This is a genomic window from Pseudomonas sp. ES1, from assembly GCF_050586605.1.
GTDB classification, from domain to species: domain Bacteria; phylum Pseudomonadota; class Gammaproteobacteria; order Pseudomonadales; family Pseudomonadaceae; genus Aquipseudomonas; species Aquipseudomonas sichuanensis.
In genome coordinates this window covers 77,102-95,837 of the sequence record NZ_JBOBDM010000006.1, presented here as the reverse complement: position 1 = coordinate 95,837, position 18,736 = coordinate 77,102, and the positions used below count along the sequence as shown (strand labels likewise).

15 protein-coding genes are annotated in these 18,736 nt (G+C 66.5%); 10 read left to right on the top strand and 5 right to left on the bottom strand.

Annotated elements, in window-relative coordinates; genetic code table 11:
* Window positions 1-5: 5 nt before the first annotated feature.
* From ACQ4N9_RS04425 to ACQ4N9_RS04385, 9 genes are read left to right on the top strand one after another with little or no spacing between them, the layout of a single operon-like run.
* Entirely contained in the window at window positions 6-611 is a 606-nt protein-coding gene (locus tag ACQ4N9_RS04425; protein WP_390968211.1) for an outer membrane lipoprotein carrier protein LolA, read from the top strand.
* Window positions 601-2,922 carry an MMPL family transporter gene (locus ACQ4N9_RS04420; RefSeq protein WP_390968210.1) on the top strand — a complete coding sequence of 774 codons (2,322 nt, stop codon included), beginning with the start codon at window positions 601-603 and terminating at the stop codon, window positions 2,920-2,922. The genes ACQ4N9_RS04425 and ACQ4N9_RS04420 overlap by 11 nt, the downstream gene beginning before the upstream one ends.
* On the top strand, window positions 2,919-3,659 hold the full coding sequence (locus ACQ4N9_RS04415; protein WP_323830774.1) for a class I SAM-dependent methyltransferase: 741 nt from the start codon (window positions 2,919-2,921) through the stop codon (window positions 3,657-3,659). The genes ACQ4N9_RS04420 and ACQ4N9_RS04415 overlap by 4 nt, the downstream gene beginning before the upstream one ends.
* Window positions 3,656-4,141 (top strand): DUF3261 domain-containing protein, encoded by a 486-nt coding sequence (locus tag ACQ4N9_RS04410; protein WP_390968208.1) that lies wholly within the window; start codon window positions 3,656-3,658, stop codon window positions 4,139-4,141. Before ACQ4N9_RS04415 ends, ACQ4N9_RS04410 begins: the two co-directional genes overlap by 4 nt.
* Complete coding sequence (locus ACQ4N9_RS04405) at window positions 4,138-5,331, top strand: beta-ketoacyl-[acyl-carrier-protein] synthase family protein (RefSeq protein WP_390968206.1); 1,194 nt, start codon at window positions 4,138-4,140, stop codon at window positions 5,329-5,331. The genes ACQ4N9_RS04410 and ACQ4N9_RS04405 overlap by 4 nt, the downstream gene beginning before the upstream one ends.
* Window positions 5,328-5,798, top strand: a complete 471-nt coding sequence (locus ACQ4N9_RS04400) for a hotdog family protein (protein WP_258705280.1) — start codon at window positions 5,328-5,330, stop codon at window positions 5,796-5,798. Before ACQ4N9_RS04405 ends, ACQ4N9_RS04400 begins: the two co-directional genes overlap by 4 nt.
* Window positions 5,791-6,519 (top strand): 3-oxoacyl-ACP reductase FabG, encoded by a 729-nt coding sequence (gene fabG, locus ACQ4N9_RS04395; RefSeq protein WP_110995349.1) that lies wholly within the window; start codon window positions 5,791-5,793, stop codon window positions 6,517-6,519. Before ACQ4N9_RS04400 ends, fabG begins: the two co-directional genes overlap by 8 nt.
* Window positions 6,519-7,745 (top strand): beta-ketoacyl-ACP synthase, encoded by a 1,227-nt coding sequence (locus ACQ4N9_RS04390; RefSeq protein ID WP_390968204.1) that lies wholly within the window; start codon window positions 6,519-6,521, stop codon window positions 7,743-7,745. The genes fabG and ACQ4N9_RS04390 overlap by 1 nt, the downstream gene beginning before the upstream one ends.
* Window positions 7,746-7,770: 25 nt before the next feature.
* The gene (locus tag ACQ4N9_RS04385; protein WP_390968203.1) at window positions 7,771-8,574 is read left to right on the top strand and encodes a hypothetical protein; all 804 of its coding nucleotides are present in this window, start codon (window positions 7,771-7,773) and stop codon (window positions 8,572-8,574) included.
* A 5-nt stretch (window positions 8,575-8,579) separates the two neighbouring features.
* Here the strand turns inward: ACQ4N9_RS04385 and ACQ4N9_RS04380 are convergent, their stop codons facing one another.
* Window positions 8,580-9,482 carry a LysR family transcriptional regulator gene (locus ACQ4N9_RS04380; RefSeq protein WP_390968202.1) on the bottom strand — a complete coding sequence of 301 codons (903 nt, stop codon included), beginning with the start codon at window positions 9,480-9,482 and terminating at the stop codon, window positions 8,580-8,582.
* A 111-nt stretch (window positions 9,483-9,593) separates the two neighbouring features.
* On the opposite strand from ACQ4N9_RS04380, the gene ACQ4N9_RS04375 reads away from it, so the two are divergent.
* On the top strand, window positions 9,594-10,835 hold the full coding sequence (locus ACQ4N9_RS04375; RefSeq protein ID WP_390968200.1) for an MFS transporter: 1,242 nt from the start codon (window positions 9,594-9,596) through the stop codon (window positions 10,833-10,835).
* A gap of 98 nt (window positions 10,836-10,933) precedes the next feature.
* Here the strand turns inward: ACQ4N9_RS04375 and ACQ4N9_RS04370 are convergent, their stop codons facing one another.
* The 4 genes from ACQ4N9_RS04370 to gltB form a co-directional block, all read right to left on the bottom strand.
* Window positions 10,934-11,281, bottom strand: coding sequence for a YgiW/YdeI family stress tolerance OB fold protein (locus ACQ4N9_RS04370; protein WP_390968199.1), 348 nt, complete (start codon window positions 11,279-11,281; stop codon window positions 10,934-10,936).
* Between the two features lie 114 nt (window positions 11,282-11,395).
* Window positions 11,396-12,460, bottom strand: a complete 1,065-nt coding sequence (gene hemE / locus ACQ4N9_RS04365; protein WP_153788044.1) for a uroporphyrinogen decarboxylase — start codon at window positions 12,458-12,460, stop codon at window positions 11,396-11,398.
* Window positions 12,461-12,639: 179 nt separating this feature from the next.
* Window positions 12,640-14,058 carry an FAD-dependent oxidoreductase gene (locus ACQ4N9_RS04360; RefSeq protein WP_125860873.1) on the bottom strand — a complete coding sequence of 473 codons (1,419 nt, stop codon included), beginning with the start codon at window positions 14,056-14,058 and terminating at the stop codon, window positions 12,640-12,642.
* A 123-nt stretch (window positions 14,059-14,181) separates the two neighbouring features.
* Window positions 14,182-18,627: a glutamate synthase large subunit gene (gene gltB, locus ACQ4N9_RS04355; protein ID WP_125860875.1), complete on the bottom strand. Its 4,446-nt coding sequence runs from the start codon at window positions 18,625-18,627 to the stop codon at window positions 14,182-14,184.
* Between the last annotated feature and the right edge of the window lie 109 nt (window positions 18,628-18,736).

Genomic DNA, 18,736 nt, shown 5'->3' with positions numbered 1-18,736 from the left:
CGGCGATGGGCCGCAACGCGGCCCGCCTGCTCATCACGCTCGGCCTGCTGCTCACCAGCACCTTGACCCTGGCCTTCAGCCTCGACGACCTGCAAAAGCAGCTCAGCCAGCCCGCCGTGGTCAAGGGCCCGTTCATCCAGGAAAAACACCTGCGCGCCCTGCCCCAGCCGCTGCTGAGCAAGGGCCGCTTCGTCCTCGCCCGTGACCACGGCCTGCTGTGGCTGCTGGACACCCCGCTGCGCCAGGACTACCGCATCGACGCCCAAGGCATCGCCCGACGCGACCCGAACGGCTGGCAAACCCTGCCCAGCCGCAGCGCCGGGGCCGAGCAGAACCGTCTGTTCTTCGCCGTGCTGCAGGGCGACAGCAGTGGCCTGCAACGTGATTTCGAAATGGCCCTGTCCGGCGACGCCGGGCACTGGCAACTGCGCCTGACGCCGCGCTCGCTGCTGCTCAAGCAAGTGTTCACGCGCATCGATATCGCCGGCGGCCAGTACGTGGAGCGCATCGAGCTGAGCGAAACCCAGGGCGACAGCACCGTGCTGCGCATGCCGGCCAGCACGGCGGCAGCGGCCCTGAGCGACACGGAGCGCAGCGATTTTGCCGACTGAACGCCTGCTGCCGCGCCTGTTCCTCGGGCTGTTGCTGGTGATGCTGGCCATCGCCGGCTGGCAGTGGCACCGCGGCGCGCCGCTGTCGGCCGACTTGATGACCCTGGTGCCCGGCGCCACCCAGGACCCGCAGGTCTTGCGGGCCGAACAGCGCATGCAGGAGCCGCTCAACCGCGAAATGCTGGTGCTGGTCGGCCACCCCGAGCGTGAACAGGCGCTGGCCCTGGCCGAGCGCCTGGCCACGCGCTGGCAAGGCAGTGGCCTGTTCGAAAAGGTCCAGTGGAGCCTGCAGACCGACCTGTCGGCGTTGCGCGCGCAACTGCTGCAAGGGCGCCTGGCGCTGCTCTCGGCGAACGACCGCGAACAGTTGATCACCCAACCGCAGGCCTTCATCGAACAGCGCGTGCAAAGCCTGTTCGACCCCTTCGCCGGTTTCAGCCTGGTGCCCAGCCAGGACGACTGGCTGGGCCTGACCGGGCGCATCCAGAACAGCCAGCCGATGCCGGTCAACGTGCATCTGGACACCGCCAGTGGTGCGCTGGTCGCCGAAGCCGACGGCCAGCAGTGGGTGCTGCTGCGGGCCCGCACCCAGGGCAACGCCTTCGACATGCACCTGCCGTTGCAGGTGGCCGAGCTGCTCGCCGCCAGCCGCCTCGACGCCGACCAGCACGGCGCCCGGCTGCTGGCGGCCAGCGGCCTGCTGTACGCCGCCGCCGGCCAGCAGCAGGCCAGCCGCGAGATCACCTGGGTCGGCGGTGGCGCCACGCTGGGCATCCTGCTGCTGTTGCTGTTGGCCTTCCGCCGCTGGCGCGTGCTGCTGGCCTTCGTGCCGGTGCTGGTGGGCATGCTGTTCGGCGCGGTGGTGTGCGTGGCGCTGTTCGGGCAGATGCACGTGATGACCCTGGTGCTGGGTTCGAGCCTGATCGGCGTGGCGGTGGACTACCCGCTGCACTACCTGTCCAAGAGCTGGAGCCTCAAGCCCTGGCACAGCTGGCCGGCCCTGCGCCTGACCCTGCCGGGGCTGAGCCTGAGCCTGGCGACCAGCGCCATCGGCTACCTGGCCCTGGCGTTCACGCCGTTCCCGGCGCTGACCCAGATCGCCGCGTTTTCCGCCGCCGGGCTGCTGGGCGCCTACCTCAGCGCGGTGTGCCTGCTGCCCGCGCTGCTGGCGGGCGTCGAGTTGCGCCCGGCGCAGTGGCCGCTGCGCATCGCGCAAACCCTGACCACGCTGCGTGAACGCCTGCTGGCCAAGGTGCCGAGCGGGGTGCTGCTGATCCTCGTGTTGCTGTTCTGCGCCGCCGGCCTGTGGCGCCTGGACAGCCGCAACGACATCCGCCAGTGGGTCGGCAGCCCGCCGCAGTTGCTGCAAGAGGCCCAGGCCGTGGCGCGCATCACCGGCTACCAGCCCACCAGCCAGTTCTACCTGGTGCGCGGCAACGACCCGCAGCAACTGCTCGAACGCCTGCAGGCGCTGAGCGGCAAGCTGGGCGAACTGGTCGAGCTGGGCAAGCTCAAGGGCTACATGAGCCTCAGCCAGCTGGTTGCCAGCCCTGCGCAACAGACCCAACTGCAACAGGCCCTTGGCCAGTTGCCAGCCCATTGGCAACCCTTACTGGCACTGGGCGTGCCCGAAGCCGCGCTGGCAGAGGAGCTGCAGCGCCTGCAACAACTGCCGCCGCAAAGCATCGACGAAATGCTGGCCGGCCCGCTGGGCGAAGCCTGGCGGCCCTTGTGGCTGGGCCCGGACGGCGACGGCGTGGCGGCCATCGTCAGCCTGCAAGGCCTGGGCGACACCGCCTTGCTGCGCCTGCAGACCGATGACCTGCCCGGCGTGCAACTGGTCGACCGCCTCGGCGAGCTGAACCAGCTGTTCGCCGCCACCCAGCTCAGCGCCGCCGAACTCAAGCTGCTGTCGTGCCTGCTGATCGTGGTGCTGCTGGTGCTGCCGTTCGGCCTGCGCGGTGCCCTGCGCATCGTCGCCCTGCCGCTGCTGGCGGCGCTGTGCAGCCTGGCCAGCCTCGGCTGGCTGGGCCAGCCGCTGACCCTGTTCAGCCTGTTCGGCCTGCTGCTGGTGACGGCCATCAGCGTCGACTACGCCATCCTCATGCACGAGCGCATCGGCGGCGCCGCCGTGAGCCTGCTGGGCACCCTGCTGGCGGCAATGACCACCTGGCTGTCCTTCGGCCTGCTGGCGTTGTCGAGCACCCCGGCAGTCAGCAACTTCGGCCTGGCGGTAAGCCTGGGCCTGGCTTTCAGTTTCCTGCTGGCCCCCTGGGCCGCCACCCGCGAAGGAGCGCATCCACCGCCATGAACAGCAGCACGCCCAAGGCTTTTTTCAGCGACACCTATGTCGAGGAAACCCGTTTCGGCTTCTGGTTCCTGCGCAGCCACACCTGGCAGCACCATGTGCTGCGGGTGGCGATCAACGACCTGCGCCGGCTGTTCGACGGCAACCCGCCGGCCGCGCCGGTGCTGCTGGATGTCGGCTGCGGCCAGGGCAAGTCGTTCCGCCACCTGCACCAGGTGTTCGCCCCTTCGCGCCTGCTGGGCACCGACGCCGACCCGCACAGCCTGGCGCTCAGCGCCGCCGAGGCCGAACGCCTGGGCATCACGGTGGAACTGCATGGCAGCGACTGCGCCGCGCTGCCCTACGCCGACGCCAGCGTCGATATCCTGTTCTGCCACCAGACCTTCCACCACCTGGTGGAGCAGGAAAAAGCCCTGGCCGAATTCCACCGGGTGCTCAAGCCGGGCGGATACCTGCTGTTCGCCGAGTCCACCGAGGCGTATATCGATACCTGGGTGATCCGCTGGCTGTTCCGCCACCCGATGCACGTGCAGAAGAGCGCCGAGGGCTATCTGCAGATGCTCAGCGCCCAAGGCTTCGAGTTTGCCCCACGGCATGTCTCGTACCCCTACCTGTGGTGGAGCCGCGCCAAGGACTTCGGCCTGCTCGAACGCTTGGGGCTGCGTAACCCGCCGCCGGTCGGGCAACGCGAAGAGACCTTGCTCAACGTGGTCGCGCGCAAAGCGCTGGAGACGCCATGAAAGCCTTGCTGGCCATGCTCTGCTGCCTGCTGCTCGGCGCCTGCGCCGCGCGGCCGCCCTTGCCTGAGCAAGCGCCCGCGCTGGAACTGCCACGCCAGTTGCACGTCGAACGGGAGCAGGCCGGGCAACGCCAGGACTGGCTGCTGGTGATCCAGCGCGAAGACACCCGCCTGCGCTGGTCGCTGCTGGATCTGCTGGGCATCCCCCAGGCCCGCCAGTTACTCGATGGCCAGCAGTGGCAGGCCGACGGGCTGCTGCCGCCGAACCCGGCGGCGCGCGAACTGTTCGCCGCCGTGCTGTTCGCCCTGACCCCGGCGCAGCAGCTGCAACAGGCTTACCCCCAGGCCCGCCAGCAGGATGACCGACGCTGGCTCGGCGAGCGCTGGCAGGTGCGCTACCAGGGCGCCGATACCTTTACCTTGAACCTGGGCCAAGGGCTGCGTTATCACGTCAGCCCCTTGCCCGACGAGAACACTCCATGAGCGCCTATCTCAATGCCCTGGGCCTGGTCTGTGCCCTCGGCCACGGCCAGGCTGACATCGCCCGCCGGCTGTTGGCCGGCGACTGTTCGGGCATGCTGGCGCAAGCGGGCTGGGTGCCCGAGCGCAGCCTGCCGGTGGGCGCCGTCAGCACCCCGCTGCCCGAGCTGCCGCTGCCCGAGCACCACAGCCGCAACAACCAGCTGCTGTACAGCGCCGCGCTGCAGATCGAGCCGGCCATCCGTGAAGCGATCGATCGCCACGGCGCCCATCGGCTCGGCGTGGTGCTGGGCACCAGCACCTCGGGGATCGCCGAGGCCAGCGACGGCATCGCCCACTACCTGCGCGAGCAGCGCTTTCCCGAGGGCTACCAGTACGCCCAGCAAGAGCTCAGTGCCCCGGCCAACTTCCTCGCCGACTGGCTGCAACTGAGCGGCCCGGCCTATGTGATTTCCACCGCCTGCACCTCCAGCGCCCGGGCGCTGATGAGCGCGCGGCGCCTGCTCGACCTGGGGCTGTGCGATGCCGTGCTGTGCGGTGGCGTCGACAGCCTGTGCGGCCTGACCCTCAACGGTTTCAGTGCCCTGGAGGCGGTCAGCGACGCCCGCTGCAACCCGTTTTCGCGCAACCGCGCCGGGATCAACATCGGCGAAGGCGCGGCGTTGTTGCTGATGACCCGCGAGGCCAACCCACAAGGCCCGCGCATCGCCCTGCTGGGTGCTGGCGCCAGCTCCGACGCCCACCATATCTCGGCGCCGGAGCCCACCGGCAAAGGCGCCTTGCAGGCCATGGGCAAAGCCTTGGACAATGCCGGCCTTGCGCCCGCGCAGATCGGCTACCTGAACCTGCACGGCACCGCCACCGTGCACAACGACGCCATGGAAGCCCTGGCCGTGCACAGCCTGTTCGGCGCCGGCTTGCCTTGTTCGTCGAGCAAGCCCATGACCGGCCACACCCTGGGCGCCGCCGGGGCGCTGGAAGCCGCGTTCTGCTGGCTGGCCCTGAGCGGGCACAACCCGCAGGGCCTGCTGCCGCCACATGCCTGGGATGGCCAGCAGGACCCGGCATTGCCGGCCCTGGCGTTGGTCGATGGCAGCCAGCGGCTGACCGCGCAACACCCGCGGTACCTGATGAGCAACTCGTTCGCCTTTGGCGGCAACAATGTCAGCCTGATTCTCGGAGACGCCCCATGATCCCCTGGCCCCTGGCCGAGCTGCTGCCCCATGCCGGTGACATGATCCTCATCGAGCAGATCGACAGCTGCGACGACGAGCAGATCCACACCCGCACCACGGTGCGCCCAGGCGGCCTGTTCAACCGCGCCGACGGCAGCCTGCCGGCCTGGCTGGGCCTGGAGCTGATGGCCCAGAGCGTGGCCGCCTTCGCCGGCTGCCGCGCCCGTCGCCAGGGCCTGCCGGTGGAGCTGGGCTTTCTGCTGGGCACGCGCAAGTTCGAATGCGCCGTCGAGCACTTCCCTGCCGGCGCCGAACTGTTGATCCACGCGCAGCGCTCGCTGGAAGACGACAACGGCATGGGCGTGTTCGAATGCCACCTGCGCGGCCCCGGCATCCATGCCACGGCCCGCCTGAATGTGTACCGCCCGCCACAGCCCGACCGCTACCTGGCCGAAGCCGGCCCAGAGGAACCCCAGCATGACTGACAGCATTCTCGTTACCGGCTCCAGCCGTGGCATCGGTCGGGCCGTTGCCCTGCGCCTGGCACAGGCCGGCTTCGACCTGGTGCTGCACTGCCGCAGCGGCCGTGCCGAGGCCGACGCCGTGGCCGCCGAAGTGCGCGCACTCGGCCAGCAGGCCCGGGTGCTGCAGTTCGACGTGGCCGACCGCGCCAGCTGCAAGGCGGTACTGGAAGCCGATGTCGAAGCCCACGGTGCCTACTACGGCGTGGTGTGCAATGCCGGGCTGACCCGCGACGGCGCCTTCCCGGCGCTGAGCGACGACGACTGGGACCAGGTGATGCGCACCAACCTCGACGGTTTCTACAACGTCCTGCACCCGCTGACGATGCCGATGATCCGCCGCCGCGCGCCGGGCCGTATCGTCTGCATCACCTCGGTGTCGGGGCTGATCGGCAACCGTGGCCAGGTCAACTACAGCGCCTCCAAGGCCGGCCTGATCGGTGCCGCGAAGGCCCTGGCGATCGAGCTGGGCAAGCGCCGCATCACGGTCAACTGCGTGGCCCCTGGCCTGATCGACACGGCCATGCTCGACGAAAACGTGCCGGTCGATGAACTGCTGAAGATGATCCCGGCCGGGCGCATGGGCACCCCGGAAGAAGTGGCCGGCGCGGTGAATTTCCTGATGTCGCCCGAGGCGGCGTATATCACCCGCCAGGTGCTGGCGGTCAACGGAGGGCTGTGCTGATGCGCCGCGTCGTGGTCACCGGCATGGCCGGCATTACCGCCCTGGGCAACGACTGGGCCAGCATCGCCGCGCACTTCGCCGCCGGGCGCAGCGGCATCCGGCGCATGGACGAGTGGGACCGCTACAGCGAACTCAACACTCGCCTGGGCGGCCCCATCGATGACTTCCAGGTGCCCGCGCACTGGACCCGCAAGCAGTTGCGCAGCATGGGCCGGGTGTCGCGCCTGGCGGTGGCCGCCGCCGAGCGGGCACTGGCCGACGCCGGGCTGCTCGACGACCCGAGCATCCGTGATGGGCGCATGGGCGTGGCCTGCGGTTCGTCCACCGGCAGCACCGACGAGATCAAGACCTTCGGCAACATGCTGCTCAACTCCACCTCGGAAGGCCTCAACGCCAACTCCTACGTGCGCATGATGCCGCACACCACAGCGGCCAATATCAGCATCTACTTCGGCCTGACCGGGCGCCTGATCCCTACGTCCAGCGCCTGCACCAGCGGCAGCCAGGGCGTCGGCTACGCCTATGAAGCGATCAAGTTCGGGCGCCTGCCGCTGATGCTCGCCGGTGGCGCCGAAGAGCTGTGCCCCACCGAGGCCATGGTGTTCGACGCGCTCTATGCCACCAGCCTGAAGAACGATACCCCGCACCTGAGCCCCCGCCCCTACGACCTGGACCGCGACGGCCTGGTGATCGGCGAGGGCGGCGGCATGCTGGTGCTCGAAGAGCTGGAGCATGCCTTGGCCCGCGGCGCGCGGATCCACGCCGAAGTGGTGGGCTTTGGCAGCAATGCCGACGGCCAGCACATCACCCGGCCAGAGCAGGTGACCATGCGCCGGGCCATGGAGCTGGCGCTGGAAGACGCGGGCCTGGCGCCCGAGGCGATCGGTTATGTGAATGGCCATGGCACCGCCACCGAGCAAGGCGATATCGCCGAGACCCTGGCCACCAGCAGCCTGTTCGGGCCGCACATGCCGATCAGCTCGCAGAAGAGCTACCTGGGCCACACCCTGGGTGCCTGCGGCGCCCTGGAATCGTGGTTCAGCATCGAGATGATGAACCGCGGGCAGTACGCCCCCACGCTCAACCTCGACAATGTCGACCCGCAGTGCGGCGAACTCGACTACCTGCAAGGCGCCTTCCGCGCCATGAGCCACGAATACGTGATGAACAACAACTTCGCCTTCGGCGGGGTCAACACCTCGTTGATCTTCCGCCGCTGGCCCTGACCTGCAAAACCATGGAGTGAAAGGAATGACTCGGATCCACCGCACCCTCGCCTTGCTGGCCATGGCCCTGGTCTTCAGCGGGTGCACCAGCAAGCCGGTGTACAACGCCAAGGAAGACTTCGCCAGCAGCCTGAATTTCAGCGACGACCAGATGAAACGGGCGATCGTCACCGCGCTCAACGACCGCCAGTGGATCGTCCAGTCGGTGCGCCCGGGCATGGTCAAGGCGGCCATCACCGTGCGCGGTCGCCACCACGCCGAGGTCGACATCCCCTACAGCCCCACCGAGTTCCAGATCGTCTACCGCAGTAGCTGGGGCCTGGACTACAAGGACGGCAAGATCCACGGCAACTACAACCGCTGGATCAACCGCCTGCGCGACAACGTGCTCAAGGAGCTGTCGTTCAACCCGGACATCGAGGCGGTCAACGCCCTGGGCATCATCAACCAGGGCGTAGACGGGCCAACCTACCTGAGCTTTCGCGAGGGTGTGAAACGCGCCACCGAAGCCGGCCTGCTCGACGGCAGCGTGAAGTTCTACCTGGCCGGCGAAGCACTGCCGACTTCGGTGCGCACCCTGCGCACGGTGAGCAGCAGCCGCAAGACCAACGGCAGCAACAAGAGCGACAGCGAGGCCTGCTTCTGGGCCCTGCAATCGGCGCTGGCAACCCTGCAGCGTGCTGCCCAGGAGGCTGACGCCAACGCCGTGGTGAACATCGCCAGCGTCGACCAGCGCGACCTGTACAAGGACCCGGAGAAGTTCCAGTGCCGCGCCGGCACGCTGGTCAGCGCGGTGGCCCTGCGCGGCGAGCTGGCCCACGTCGACTGACCGGCTCAGGCGGGTGGCGTGATCCGCTGCCCGCCCAGCAGTTCGGCAAAGGCGCGCGCCATTGCCGAGCCTTCGCCGACACGCCGCACCAGCCAGACGGCGGTGTCGGCGCCCTCATCCAGCAGGGTCCTGTAGACCACCCCGTCGATGCGCATGCGCTGGAACGACGCTGGCAGCACCGACACCCCCAACCCCGCCGACACCAGGCCGATGATGGTCATCGCCTCGCCCGCTTCCTGGGCGAAGTGCGGGCTGAAGCCGGCCTGACGCGCCAGGCTCAGCAGTTGGGCGTGCAGTCCGCTGCCGTAGCTGCGCGGAAAGAACACGAACGGCTGGTCGGCCAGCGCCTGCATGTACAGGCCCTGCTCGCTGCCTGCGGCCAGCGGGTGCGAGGCGTTGATCACCGCCACCAACGGCTCGCGCAGCAATTCGTTGACCTCCAGCCCCTGGGGCAAGGGCATCGGCCGCATCAGGCCGACTTCGATGGACTCGTCGAGCACCGCTTCGGCGACATCGCGGCTGCTCATTTCCTTGAGGTTCAGGTGCACCGCCGGGAACTGCTGGCGGAACGCGTGCAGCGCCTTGGGCAGCTTCGAGGTGAAGGGCGCCGAGGAGGTGAAGCCGATCTTCAGCTCCCCCAGTTCCCCCAGTTGCGCACGCCGGGCCACGTCGGCGGCCTTTTCCACCTGGGCCAGCACCTGGCGGGCTTCGTCGAGGAACAGCCGCCCGGCCTCGCTGAGCTCGACCCGACGGTTGGTGCGCTCGAACAGCCGCGCGCCCAACTCCTGTTCCAGGGCCTGGATCTGCTGGCTCAGCGGCGGTTGCGAGATGCCCAGTTGCTGGGCGGCGCGGCCGAAGTGCAGCTCTTCGGCCACGGCGATGAAATAACGCAGGTGACGCAGCTCCATGATCGGCTCCGAACAGGTCGTTAAACGTCTTAAACAGGTCGAACAATATATTGGATCTAATCATTAGCCAGCTATATGATTTTTCCATCGCAACGCCCCGAGGTACCCTCCGTGAGATCCGCCGTCGCCCCCCTGCCCGTCGAACCCGAACCTGCCGTCAACGACATCTGGATCGAGAAAGGCACGCCCGCCTTCATGAAAACCGTGCTGGCGCTGTTCAGCGGCGGCTTCGCCACCTTTGCCCTGCTGTATTGCGTGCAGCCGATGATGCCGCTGCTGTCCCAGGAGTTCGCCATCAACGCGGCGCAGAGCAGCCTGGTGCTGTCGGTGTCTACCGCCATGCTGGCCGTCGGGCTGCTGGTGACCGGGCCGATTTCCGACCGTATCGGGCGCAAGCCGGTGATGGTCTGCGCCCTGCTCTGCGCGGCGCTGGCGACCCTCGCCAGCGCGGTGATGCCGAGCTGGGAGCTGGTGCTGGCCAGCCGCGCGCTGGTGGGCCTGGCGCTGAGTGGCCTGGCGGCGGTGGCGATGACCTACCTGAGCGAGGAGATCCACCCCCAGCACATCGGCCTGGCCATGGGCCTGTACATTGGCGGCAACGCCATTGGTGGCATGAGCGGGCGGCTGATCACCGGGGTGCTGATCGACTTCGTCAGCTGGCACACGGCGATGCTGGTGATCGGTGGCCTAGCATTGGCGGCGGCCGTGGTGTTCTGGAAGGTGCTGCCCGAGTCGCGCAACTTCCGCCCCCAGGCCATGAACCCGCGCAGCCTGCTGGACGGCTTCGTCATGCATTTCAAGGACGCCGGGCTGCCCTGGCTGTTCCTCGAAGCCTTCCTGCTGATGGGCGCTTTCGTCACCCTGTTCAACTACATCGGCTACCGCCTGCTGGCCGGCCCTTATCACATGAACCAGGCGCTGGTCGGCTTGCTCTCGGTGGTTTACCTGTCGGGGATCTACAGCTCGGCGCAGGTCGGCGCGCTGGCCGACAAACTGGGCCGGCGCAACGTGTTCTGGGCCAGCATCCTGGTGATGGCCGGCGGCCTGCTGCTGACCCTGGCCAGCCCGCTGGCGCTGATCATCGTCGGCATGCTGGTGTTCACCTTCGGTTTCTTCGGCGCGCATTCGGTGGCCAGCAGCTGGATTGGCCGGCGGGCGCTGAAGGCCAAGGGGCAGGCGTCGTCGCTGTACCTGTTCTGTTATTACGCGGGGTCGAGCGTGGCGGGGACGGCGGGCGGGGTGTTCTGGCACCAGTGGGGCTGGAATGGGATCGGGCTGTTCATCGGCAGCCTGCTGGCGGTGGCGCTGCTGGTGGCGGTGCATTTGAGCAAGTTACCGCCGAAATCGGTGTGAAGCCTTCGCGGGTAAACCCGCTCCCACAGGTACGGCGCCGACCTCGGGTGAGGCGCGATCCCTGTGGGAGCGGGTTTACCCGCGAAAAGGCCAGCAGATCAGTTGATGATCTCGACGATATCCACATCCACTTCACGGCTCATCAGGTGCTTCTCCACCTCGCCGGTCAGCTTGACCTTGGTCTTGTCGTTGAACGGCGTCGGCGGCAGGTCTTCGTTGTCGATCTCGACGGTGATGGTGCCGGTGTTGTCCTTGAACTCGTAGCGGTCGTCGTTGTTGATCTTCTTGGTCACGAAGCCTTGCAGCACAACCGGGGTGTCGTCGGCGGCTTCTTTGGCTGCGGCGACGGTGGTCACAGCTTGGGCACCGGGGCCGGTGTAGCTGGTGGCCAGGGCAGCAGTGCTGAACAGTGGGGCGAGGATCAGGGGCAGGTAGCGGGCTTTCATGATGATCGGGTCCTGTTTGCGTTTTGATGGGACCAGATTACCGACGATCGCTGAATTGAAACTTAATGCAAAAAAAAAGCCCGGCACTTGGCCGGGCTTTTCATGCGCCACCGATTACTGGTGGTACTGCGCCGACAGCTCGTGCACGGCGTTGATGAATACGCCGGCGTGCTCCGGGTCGACTTCCGGGGTGATGCCATGGCCCAGGTTGAACACATGACCACTGCCCTTGCCGTAGCTGGCGAGGATACGCGCCACTTCGTTGCGGATAGCCTCGGGCTTGGCGTACAGCACGGTCGGGTCCATGTTGCCCTGCAGGGCCACCTTGTCACCGACGCGGCGGCGGGCGTCGCCGATCTCGCAGGTCCAGTCCAGGCCCAGTGCGTCGGCACCGGCCTCGGCGATGCTTTCCAGCCACAGGCCGCCGTTCTTGGTGAAGAGAATCACCGGCACCTTGCGCCCTTCGTGCTCGCGGATCAGGCCGCTGACGATCTTGCGCATATAGGCCAGGGAGAACTCCTGGTAGGCCGCCGCCGACAGGTTACCGCCCCAGGTGTCGAAGATCTGCACGGCCTGGGCACCGGCGAGGATCTGGCCGTTGAGGTAGCTGGTGACCGACTGGGCCAGCTTGTCCAGCAGCAGGTGCAGGGCTTGCGGGTTGTCATAGGCCATGGCCTTGGTCTTGCGGAAGTCTTTCGACGAGCCGCCTTCGACCATGTAGGTGGCCAGGGTCCAGGGGCTGCCGGAGAAGCCGATCAGCGGCACACGGCCGTTGAGCTCGCGACGGATGGTGCTGACCGCGTCCATCACGTAACCCAGGTCTTTCTGCGGGTCGGGGATCGGCAGCGCCTCGATGTCGGCCGGGGTGCTGATGACCTTCTTGAAACGCGGGCCTTCGCCGGTTTCGAAGTACAGGCCCAGGCCCATGGCATCGGGGATGGTGAGGATGTCCGAGAACAGGATCGCCGCGTCCAGCGGGTAGCGGTCCAGCGGCTGCAGGGTAACCTCGCAGGCGAACTGCGGGTTCATGCACAGGCTCATGAAGTCGCCGGCCTTGGCGCGGCTGGCGCGGTACTCCGGCAGGTAGCGGCCGGCCTGGCGCATCATCCACACCGGGGTGACGTCTACGGGTTGCTTGAGCAGAGCACGCAGGAAACGATCGTTCTTCAGGGCAGTCATGTCGGCATCCGGAAAAAAAGTGCGGGCATTTTCTCAGACGCGGACGCAAAAGGCACGGGCATGGCCATGCGTTTTGTCTATTGGGTGCCATGGATCAAGCATTTTTGTATACAAAAAGCATCGCGGGGCAAGTCGGATCGCCGTACCGCCGCTCCGACTTGCCCCGCGAATGGGCCGGATCAGACTTCGAGGTAGTCCAGGATCCCTTCAGCAGCCGTGCGGCCTTCGAAGATCGCCGTCACCACCAGGTCCGAACCGCGCACCATATCGCCACCGGCGAACACTTTCGGGTTGCTGGTCTGGTGCTTGAACTTGCCTTTCTCCGGTGCCACCACGCGGCCCTGGCTGTCCATCTGGATGCCATGCTGCTCGAACCACGGTGCCGGGCTCGGGCGGAAGCCGAAGGCGATCACCACGGCGTCGGCCGGGAGGATCTCCTCGGAGCCGGGGATCGGCTCGGGGCTGCGGCGGCCACGGGCGTCCGGCTCGCCGAGACGGGTCTCGACCACCTTCACACCTTCGACCTTGTCTTCGCCGACGATGGCGATGGGCTGGCGGTTGTAGAGGAACTTCACGCCTTCTTCCTTGGCGTTCTTCACCTCTTTGCGCGAACCCGGCATGTTGGCTTCGTCACGGCGATAAGCGCAGGTCACTGCCTTGGCGCCCTGGCGGATCGAGGTGCGGTTGCAGTCCATCGCGGTGTCGCCACCGCCCAGCACCACGACCTTCTTGCCCTGCATGTCGACGAAATCTTCCGGCGACTTTTCAAAGCCCAGGTTGCGGTTGACGTTGGCGATCAGGAAGTCCAGTGCGTCGTGCACGCCTGGCAGGTCTTCGCCGGGGAAGCCGCCCTTCATGTAGGTGTAGGTGCCCATGCCCATGAATACGGCGTCGTACTCGGCGAGCAACTGCTCCATGGTGACGTCCTTGCCCACCTCGGTGTTCAGGCGGAACTCGATGCCCATGCCGGTGAAGACTTCGCGGCGATTGCTCAGCACGGTCTTTTCCAGCTTGAACTCGGGGATGCCGAAGGTCAGCAGGCCACCGATCTCGGGGTTCTTGTCGAACACCACCGGGGTCACGCCAGCGCGCACCAGCACGTCGGCACAGCCCAGGCCAGCGGGGCCGGCGCCGATGATGGCGACGCGCTTGCCGGTGGGTTTGACCTTGGACATGTCCGGGCGCCAGCCCATGGCGAAGGCGGTGTCGGTGATGTACTTCTCCACCGAGCCGATGGTCACCGCGCCGAAACCGTCGTTGAGGGTGCAGGCACCTTCGCACAGACGGTCTTGCGGGCACACGCGACCGCACACTTCCGGCAGGGTGTTGGTCTGGTGAGACAGTTCAGCGGCGGCGAGGATGTTGCCTTCGGCGACCAGCTTCAACCAGTTGGGGATGAAGTTGTGGACCGGGCACTTCCACTCGCAATACGGGTTGCCGCAGCCCAGGCAGCGGTGTGCCTGCTCCACGGACTGCGCGGGCTTGAAGGGTTCGTAGATTTCGACGAACTCCTTCTTGCGCTGGCGCAGCAGTTTCTTCTTCGGGTCCTTGCGGCCCACTTCGATGAACTGGAAGTCGTTGTTCAGACGTTCAGCCATTTTTCAAAACCTCTTAACAGCAGCTGCAAGCTACAAGCTGCAAGCCGCAAGACGATCACTTAAGCCGGGCAAACCTCTAGCTGCCTTTACTTGCAACTTGAGGCTTGCCACTTGCAGCTGCTTTTACTGCGGGTTGGCGCGGGTGCTGGACAGCAGTTGCTTGAGCGTGGCCGCCTTCGGCTTGACCAGCCAGAAGCGACGCACGTAGTCGTCCAGGTTCTCCGAGAGCTCACGCCCCCACTCGCTGCCGGTCTCTTCCACGTACTCGCCCAGGACCCGCGCCAGGTGGCTGCGGTAGGCCTCCATCGCCTCACCACTGATGCGCTGGATTTCCACCAGCTCGTGGTTGAGTTTGTCGACGAAGGTGTTGTCCATGTCGAGCACGTAGGCGAAGCCGCCGGTCATGCCAGAGCCGAAGTTGTAACCGGTCTTGCCCAGGACGCAGACAAAGCCGCCGGTCATGTATTCACAGCAGTGATCGCCGGTGCCCTCGACCACAGCGTGGGCGCCGGAGTTACGCACAGCGAAGCGCTCGCCCGCGGTGCCGGCGGCGAACAGCTTGCCGCCCGTGGCGCCGTACAGGCAGGTGTTGCCGACAATGGCGCTGTGCTGGGTTTCGAACGGGCTGCCGGCCGGTGGCACGATGGTCACCTTGCCGCCGGTCATGCCCTTGCCGACGTAGTCGTTGGCGTCGCCTTCCAGGTGCAGGTTAAGGCCCCCGGCGTTCCACACGCCGAAGCTCTGGCCCGCAGTGCCCTTGAAGCGGAAGGTGATCGGCGCGCCAGCCATGCCCTGGTTGCCGTGCAGCTTGGCGATTTCGCCGGAGATGCGCGCACCGATGGAGCGGTCGCAGTTGCAGATGTCGAGGCTGAACTCGCCACCGGCCAGGTCGCGAATCGCCGGCAAGGCCATGGCCACCATCTTCTCGGCCAGCTCGCCCTGGTCGAACGGCGGGTTCTTGTCGACTTCGCAGAACTGCGGCTTGTCGGCCGGGATGTGCGAGCTGCCCAGCAGCGGCGTCAAGTCGAGGTGGCCCTGGCGTTCGGTGTCGCCCGGCAGCACGTCGAGCAGGTCGGTACGGCCGATCAGCTCGCCGAGGCTGCGCACGCCCAGCTTGGCCAGCCATTCACGGGTTTCCTCGGCGACGAAGGTGAAGAAGTTGATCACCATGTCGACGGTGCCGATGTAGTGGTCCTTGCGCAGCTTGTCGTTCTGGGTGGCCACGCCGGTGGCGCAGTTGTTCAGGTGGCAGATGCGCAGGTACTTGCAGCCCAGGGCGATCATCGGCGCGGTGCCGAAGCCGAAGCTCTCGGCGCCGAGAATCGCGGCCTTGATCACGTCCAGGCCGGTTTTCAGGCCGCCGTCGGTCTGTACCCGCACCTTGCCGCGCAGGTCGTTGCCGCGCAGGGTCTGGTGGGTTTCGGCCAGGCCCAGCTCCCATGGGGCGCCGGCGTATTTGATCGAGGTCAGCGGCGAAGCGCCGGTACCACCGTCGTAGCCGGAGATGGTGATCAGGTCGGCATAGGCCTTGGCCACGCCGGCGGCGATGGTGCCCACACCGGCTTCGGCGACCAGCTTGACCGAGACCAGGGCCTGCGGGTTGACCTGCTTGAGGTCGTAGATCAGCTGGGCCAGGTCTTCGATCGAGTAGATATCGTGGTGCGGTGGTGGCGAGATCAAGGTCACGCCCGGTACCGCATAGCGCAGCTTGGCGATCAGGCCGTTGACCTTGCCGCCAGGCAGCTGGCCGCCCTCGCCAGGCTTGGCGCCCTGGGCCACCTTGATCTGCAGCACTTCGGCGTTGACCAGGTATTCCGGGGTCACGCCAAAGCGGCCGGTGGCCACCTGCTTGATCTTCGAGCTCTTGATGGTGCCGTAGCGGGCCGGGTCTTCGCCGCCCTCACCGGAGTTGGAGCGCGCGCCCAGGCGGTTCATGGCCTCGGCCAGGGCTTCGTGAGCCTCTGGCGACAGCGCGCCCAGGGAGATGCCGGCGGAGTCGAAGCGCTTGAGGATGGCCTCCAGCGGCTCGACTTCATCCAGTGCCAGGGCCTGGTCGGCCACTTTCACTTTCAGCAGGTCGCGGATCATCGACACCGGGCGCTGGTCGACCAGCGTGGTGTATTCCTTGAACTTGGCGTAGTCGCCCTGCTGCACGGCAGCCTGCAGGGTGTTGACCACGTCCGGGTTGTAGGCGTGGTACTCGCCACCGTGGACGAACTTCAGCAGGCCACCTTGCTGGATCGGCTTGCGCGCGCTCCAGGCTTCGGCGGCGAGCAGCTTCTGGTCGCTCTCCAGGTCTTCGAAACGCGCACCCTTGATGCGGCTCGACACACCCTTGAAGCTCAGGCCGACCACTTCCTCGGACAGGCCGATGGCTTCGAACAGCTGGGCGCCACGGTACGAGGTGATGGTCGAGATGCCCATCTTCGACAGGATCTTCAGCAGGCCCTTGGAGATGCCTTTGCGGTAGTACTTGAACACTTCGTCCAGATCGCCCAGCACTTCGCCGGTGCGGATCAGGTCGGCCAGCACTTCGTAGGCCAGGTACGGGTACACGGCCGAGGCACCGAAGCCCAGCAGCACGGCGAAGTGGTGCGGGTCGCGGGCGGTGGCGGTCTCGACCAGGATGTTGCTGTCGCAACGCAGGCCCTGTTCGGTCAGGCGGTGGTGCACCGCGCCAACGGCCAGCGAGGCGTGCACCGGCAGCTTGCCCGGGGCGATGTAGCGGTCGCTGAGCACCAACTGGGTCTTGCCGCTGCGCACCGCTTCCTCGGCCTGGTCGGCGATGTTACGGATGGCCGCTTCCAGGCCGACGCTCTCGGCATAGTTGAGGTCGATCAGCTGGCGGTCGAAACCTTCGCGCTCCAGGTTCATCAGCGAGCGCCACTTGGCGGGCGAGATGACCGGCGAACTGAGGATCACCCGCGAGGCGTGCTCGGGGGACTCCTGGAAGATGTTGCGCTCGGCACCCAGGCAGATTTCCAAGGACATGACGATCGCTTCGCGCAGCGGGTCGATCGGCGGGTTGGTCACCTGGGCGAACTGCTGGCGGAAGAAGTCGTACGGCGAACGCACGCGCTGGGACAGCACGGCCATCGGCGTGTCGTCGCCCATCGAGCCGACCGCTTCCTGGCCCTGCTCGCCGAGCGGGCGCAGCACCTGGTCACGCTCCTCGAAGGTGACCTGGAACATCTTCATGTATTGCTTGAGCTGGTCAGCGTCGTAGCTGGCCGCGCCCTGGTCGTCGGTCAGCGTCGCCTGGATGCGCGTGGCGTGCTGACGCAGCCAGCGCTTGTACGGGTGGCGCGACTTCAGGCGGTTGTCGATGGCATCGGTGTCGAGGATCTGGCCGGTTTCGGTGTCGACGGCCAGGATCTGGCCCGGGCCGACACGGCCCTTGGCCAGGACTTCCTCAGGCTGGTAGCCCCATACGCCGATTTCCGAGGCGATGGTGATGTAGCCGTTGGTGGTGGTCACCCAGCGCGCCGGGCGCAGGCCGTTGCGGTCGAGCAGGCACACCGCGTGGCGGCCTTCGGTCATGACGATACCGGCCGGGCCATCCCACGGCTCCATGTGCATGGAGTTGTATTCGTAGAAGGCGCGCAGGTCGGCGTCCATGGTCTCGACGTTCTGCCAGGCTGGCGGTACCAGCATGCGCACGCCGCGGAACAGGTCGATGCCGCCGGTGACCATCAGCTCGAGCATGTTGTCCATGCTCGAGGAGTCGGAACCGACGCGGTTGACCAGCGGGCCGAGCTCTTCGAGGTCGGGGATCAGGTCGTTGGCGAACTTGGTGCGACGAGCCATGGCCCAGTTGCGGTTGCCGGTGATGGTGTTGATCTCGCCGTTGTGGGCGAGGAAGCGGAAGGGCTGCGCCAGCGGCCACTTCGGCAGGGTGTTGGTGGAGAAGCGCTGGTGGAACACGCAGATCGCGGTTTGCAGGCGCTCGTCACCCAGGTCTGGATAGAACGCCGCGAGATCGCGCGGCATCATCAGGCCTTTGTAGATGATGGTCTTGTGCGAAAAGCTGCAGATGTAGTGGTCGGCGTCGTGGGCGTTGGCCACGGACGAACGGCGACGGGCACTGAACAGCTTGATGGCGAATTCCTGATCGCTCAGGCCTTCGCCGCCGATGAACACCTGTTCGATCTGCGGCAGGCGCTCCAGGGCCAGGCGGCCGAGCACGCTGGTGTCGATCGGCACTTTGCGCCAGCCAACCAGGGTGAGGCCGGCATTGACGATTTCGCGGTCCATGTTGGCGCGCGCGGCTTGGGCTTTGACCGGGTCCTGGTTGAAGAACACCATACCGACGGCGTACTGCTTGGGCAGCTCGACGGCGAAGTGTTCCTGGGCCTTGGCGCGCAGGAATCGATCGGGCTTCTGCATGAGCAGACCGCAACCGTCACCGGTCTTGCCGTCGGCGTTGATGCCACCGCGGTGGGTCATGCAGGTCAATGCCTGCATGGCGGTTTGCAGAAGGTGGTGGCTGGGTTCGCCCGTCATATGGGCGATCAGGCCAAAACCACAGTTGTCCTTGAATTCTTCGGGATGGTACAGACCTGTTTTCATAGACACTTTCTCACCAGGTTCACCTCTCAACCGGAGGCAAATCTCTTTTTTAACAACCACTTACCATCCACGCCGATCAAACGCCAGCTTTTTTGCGGTGGTCATGGAA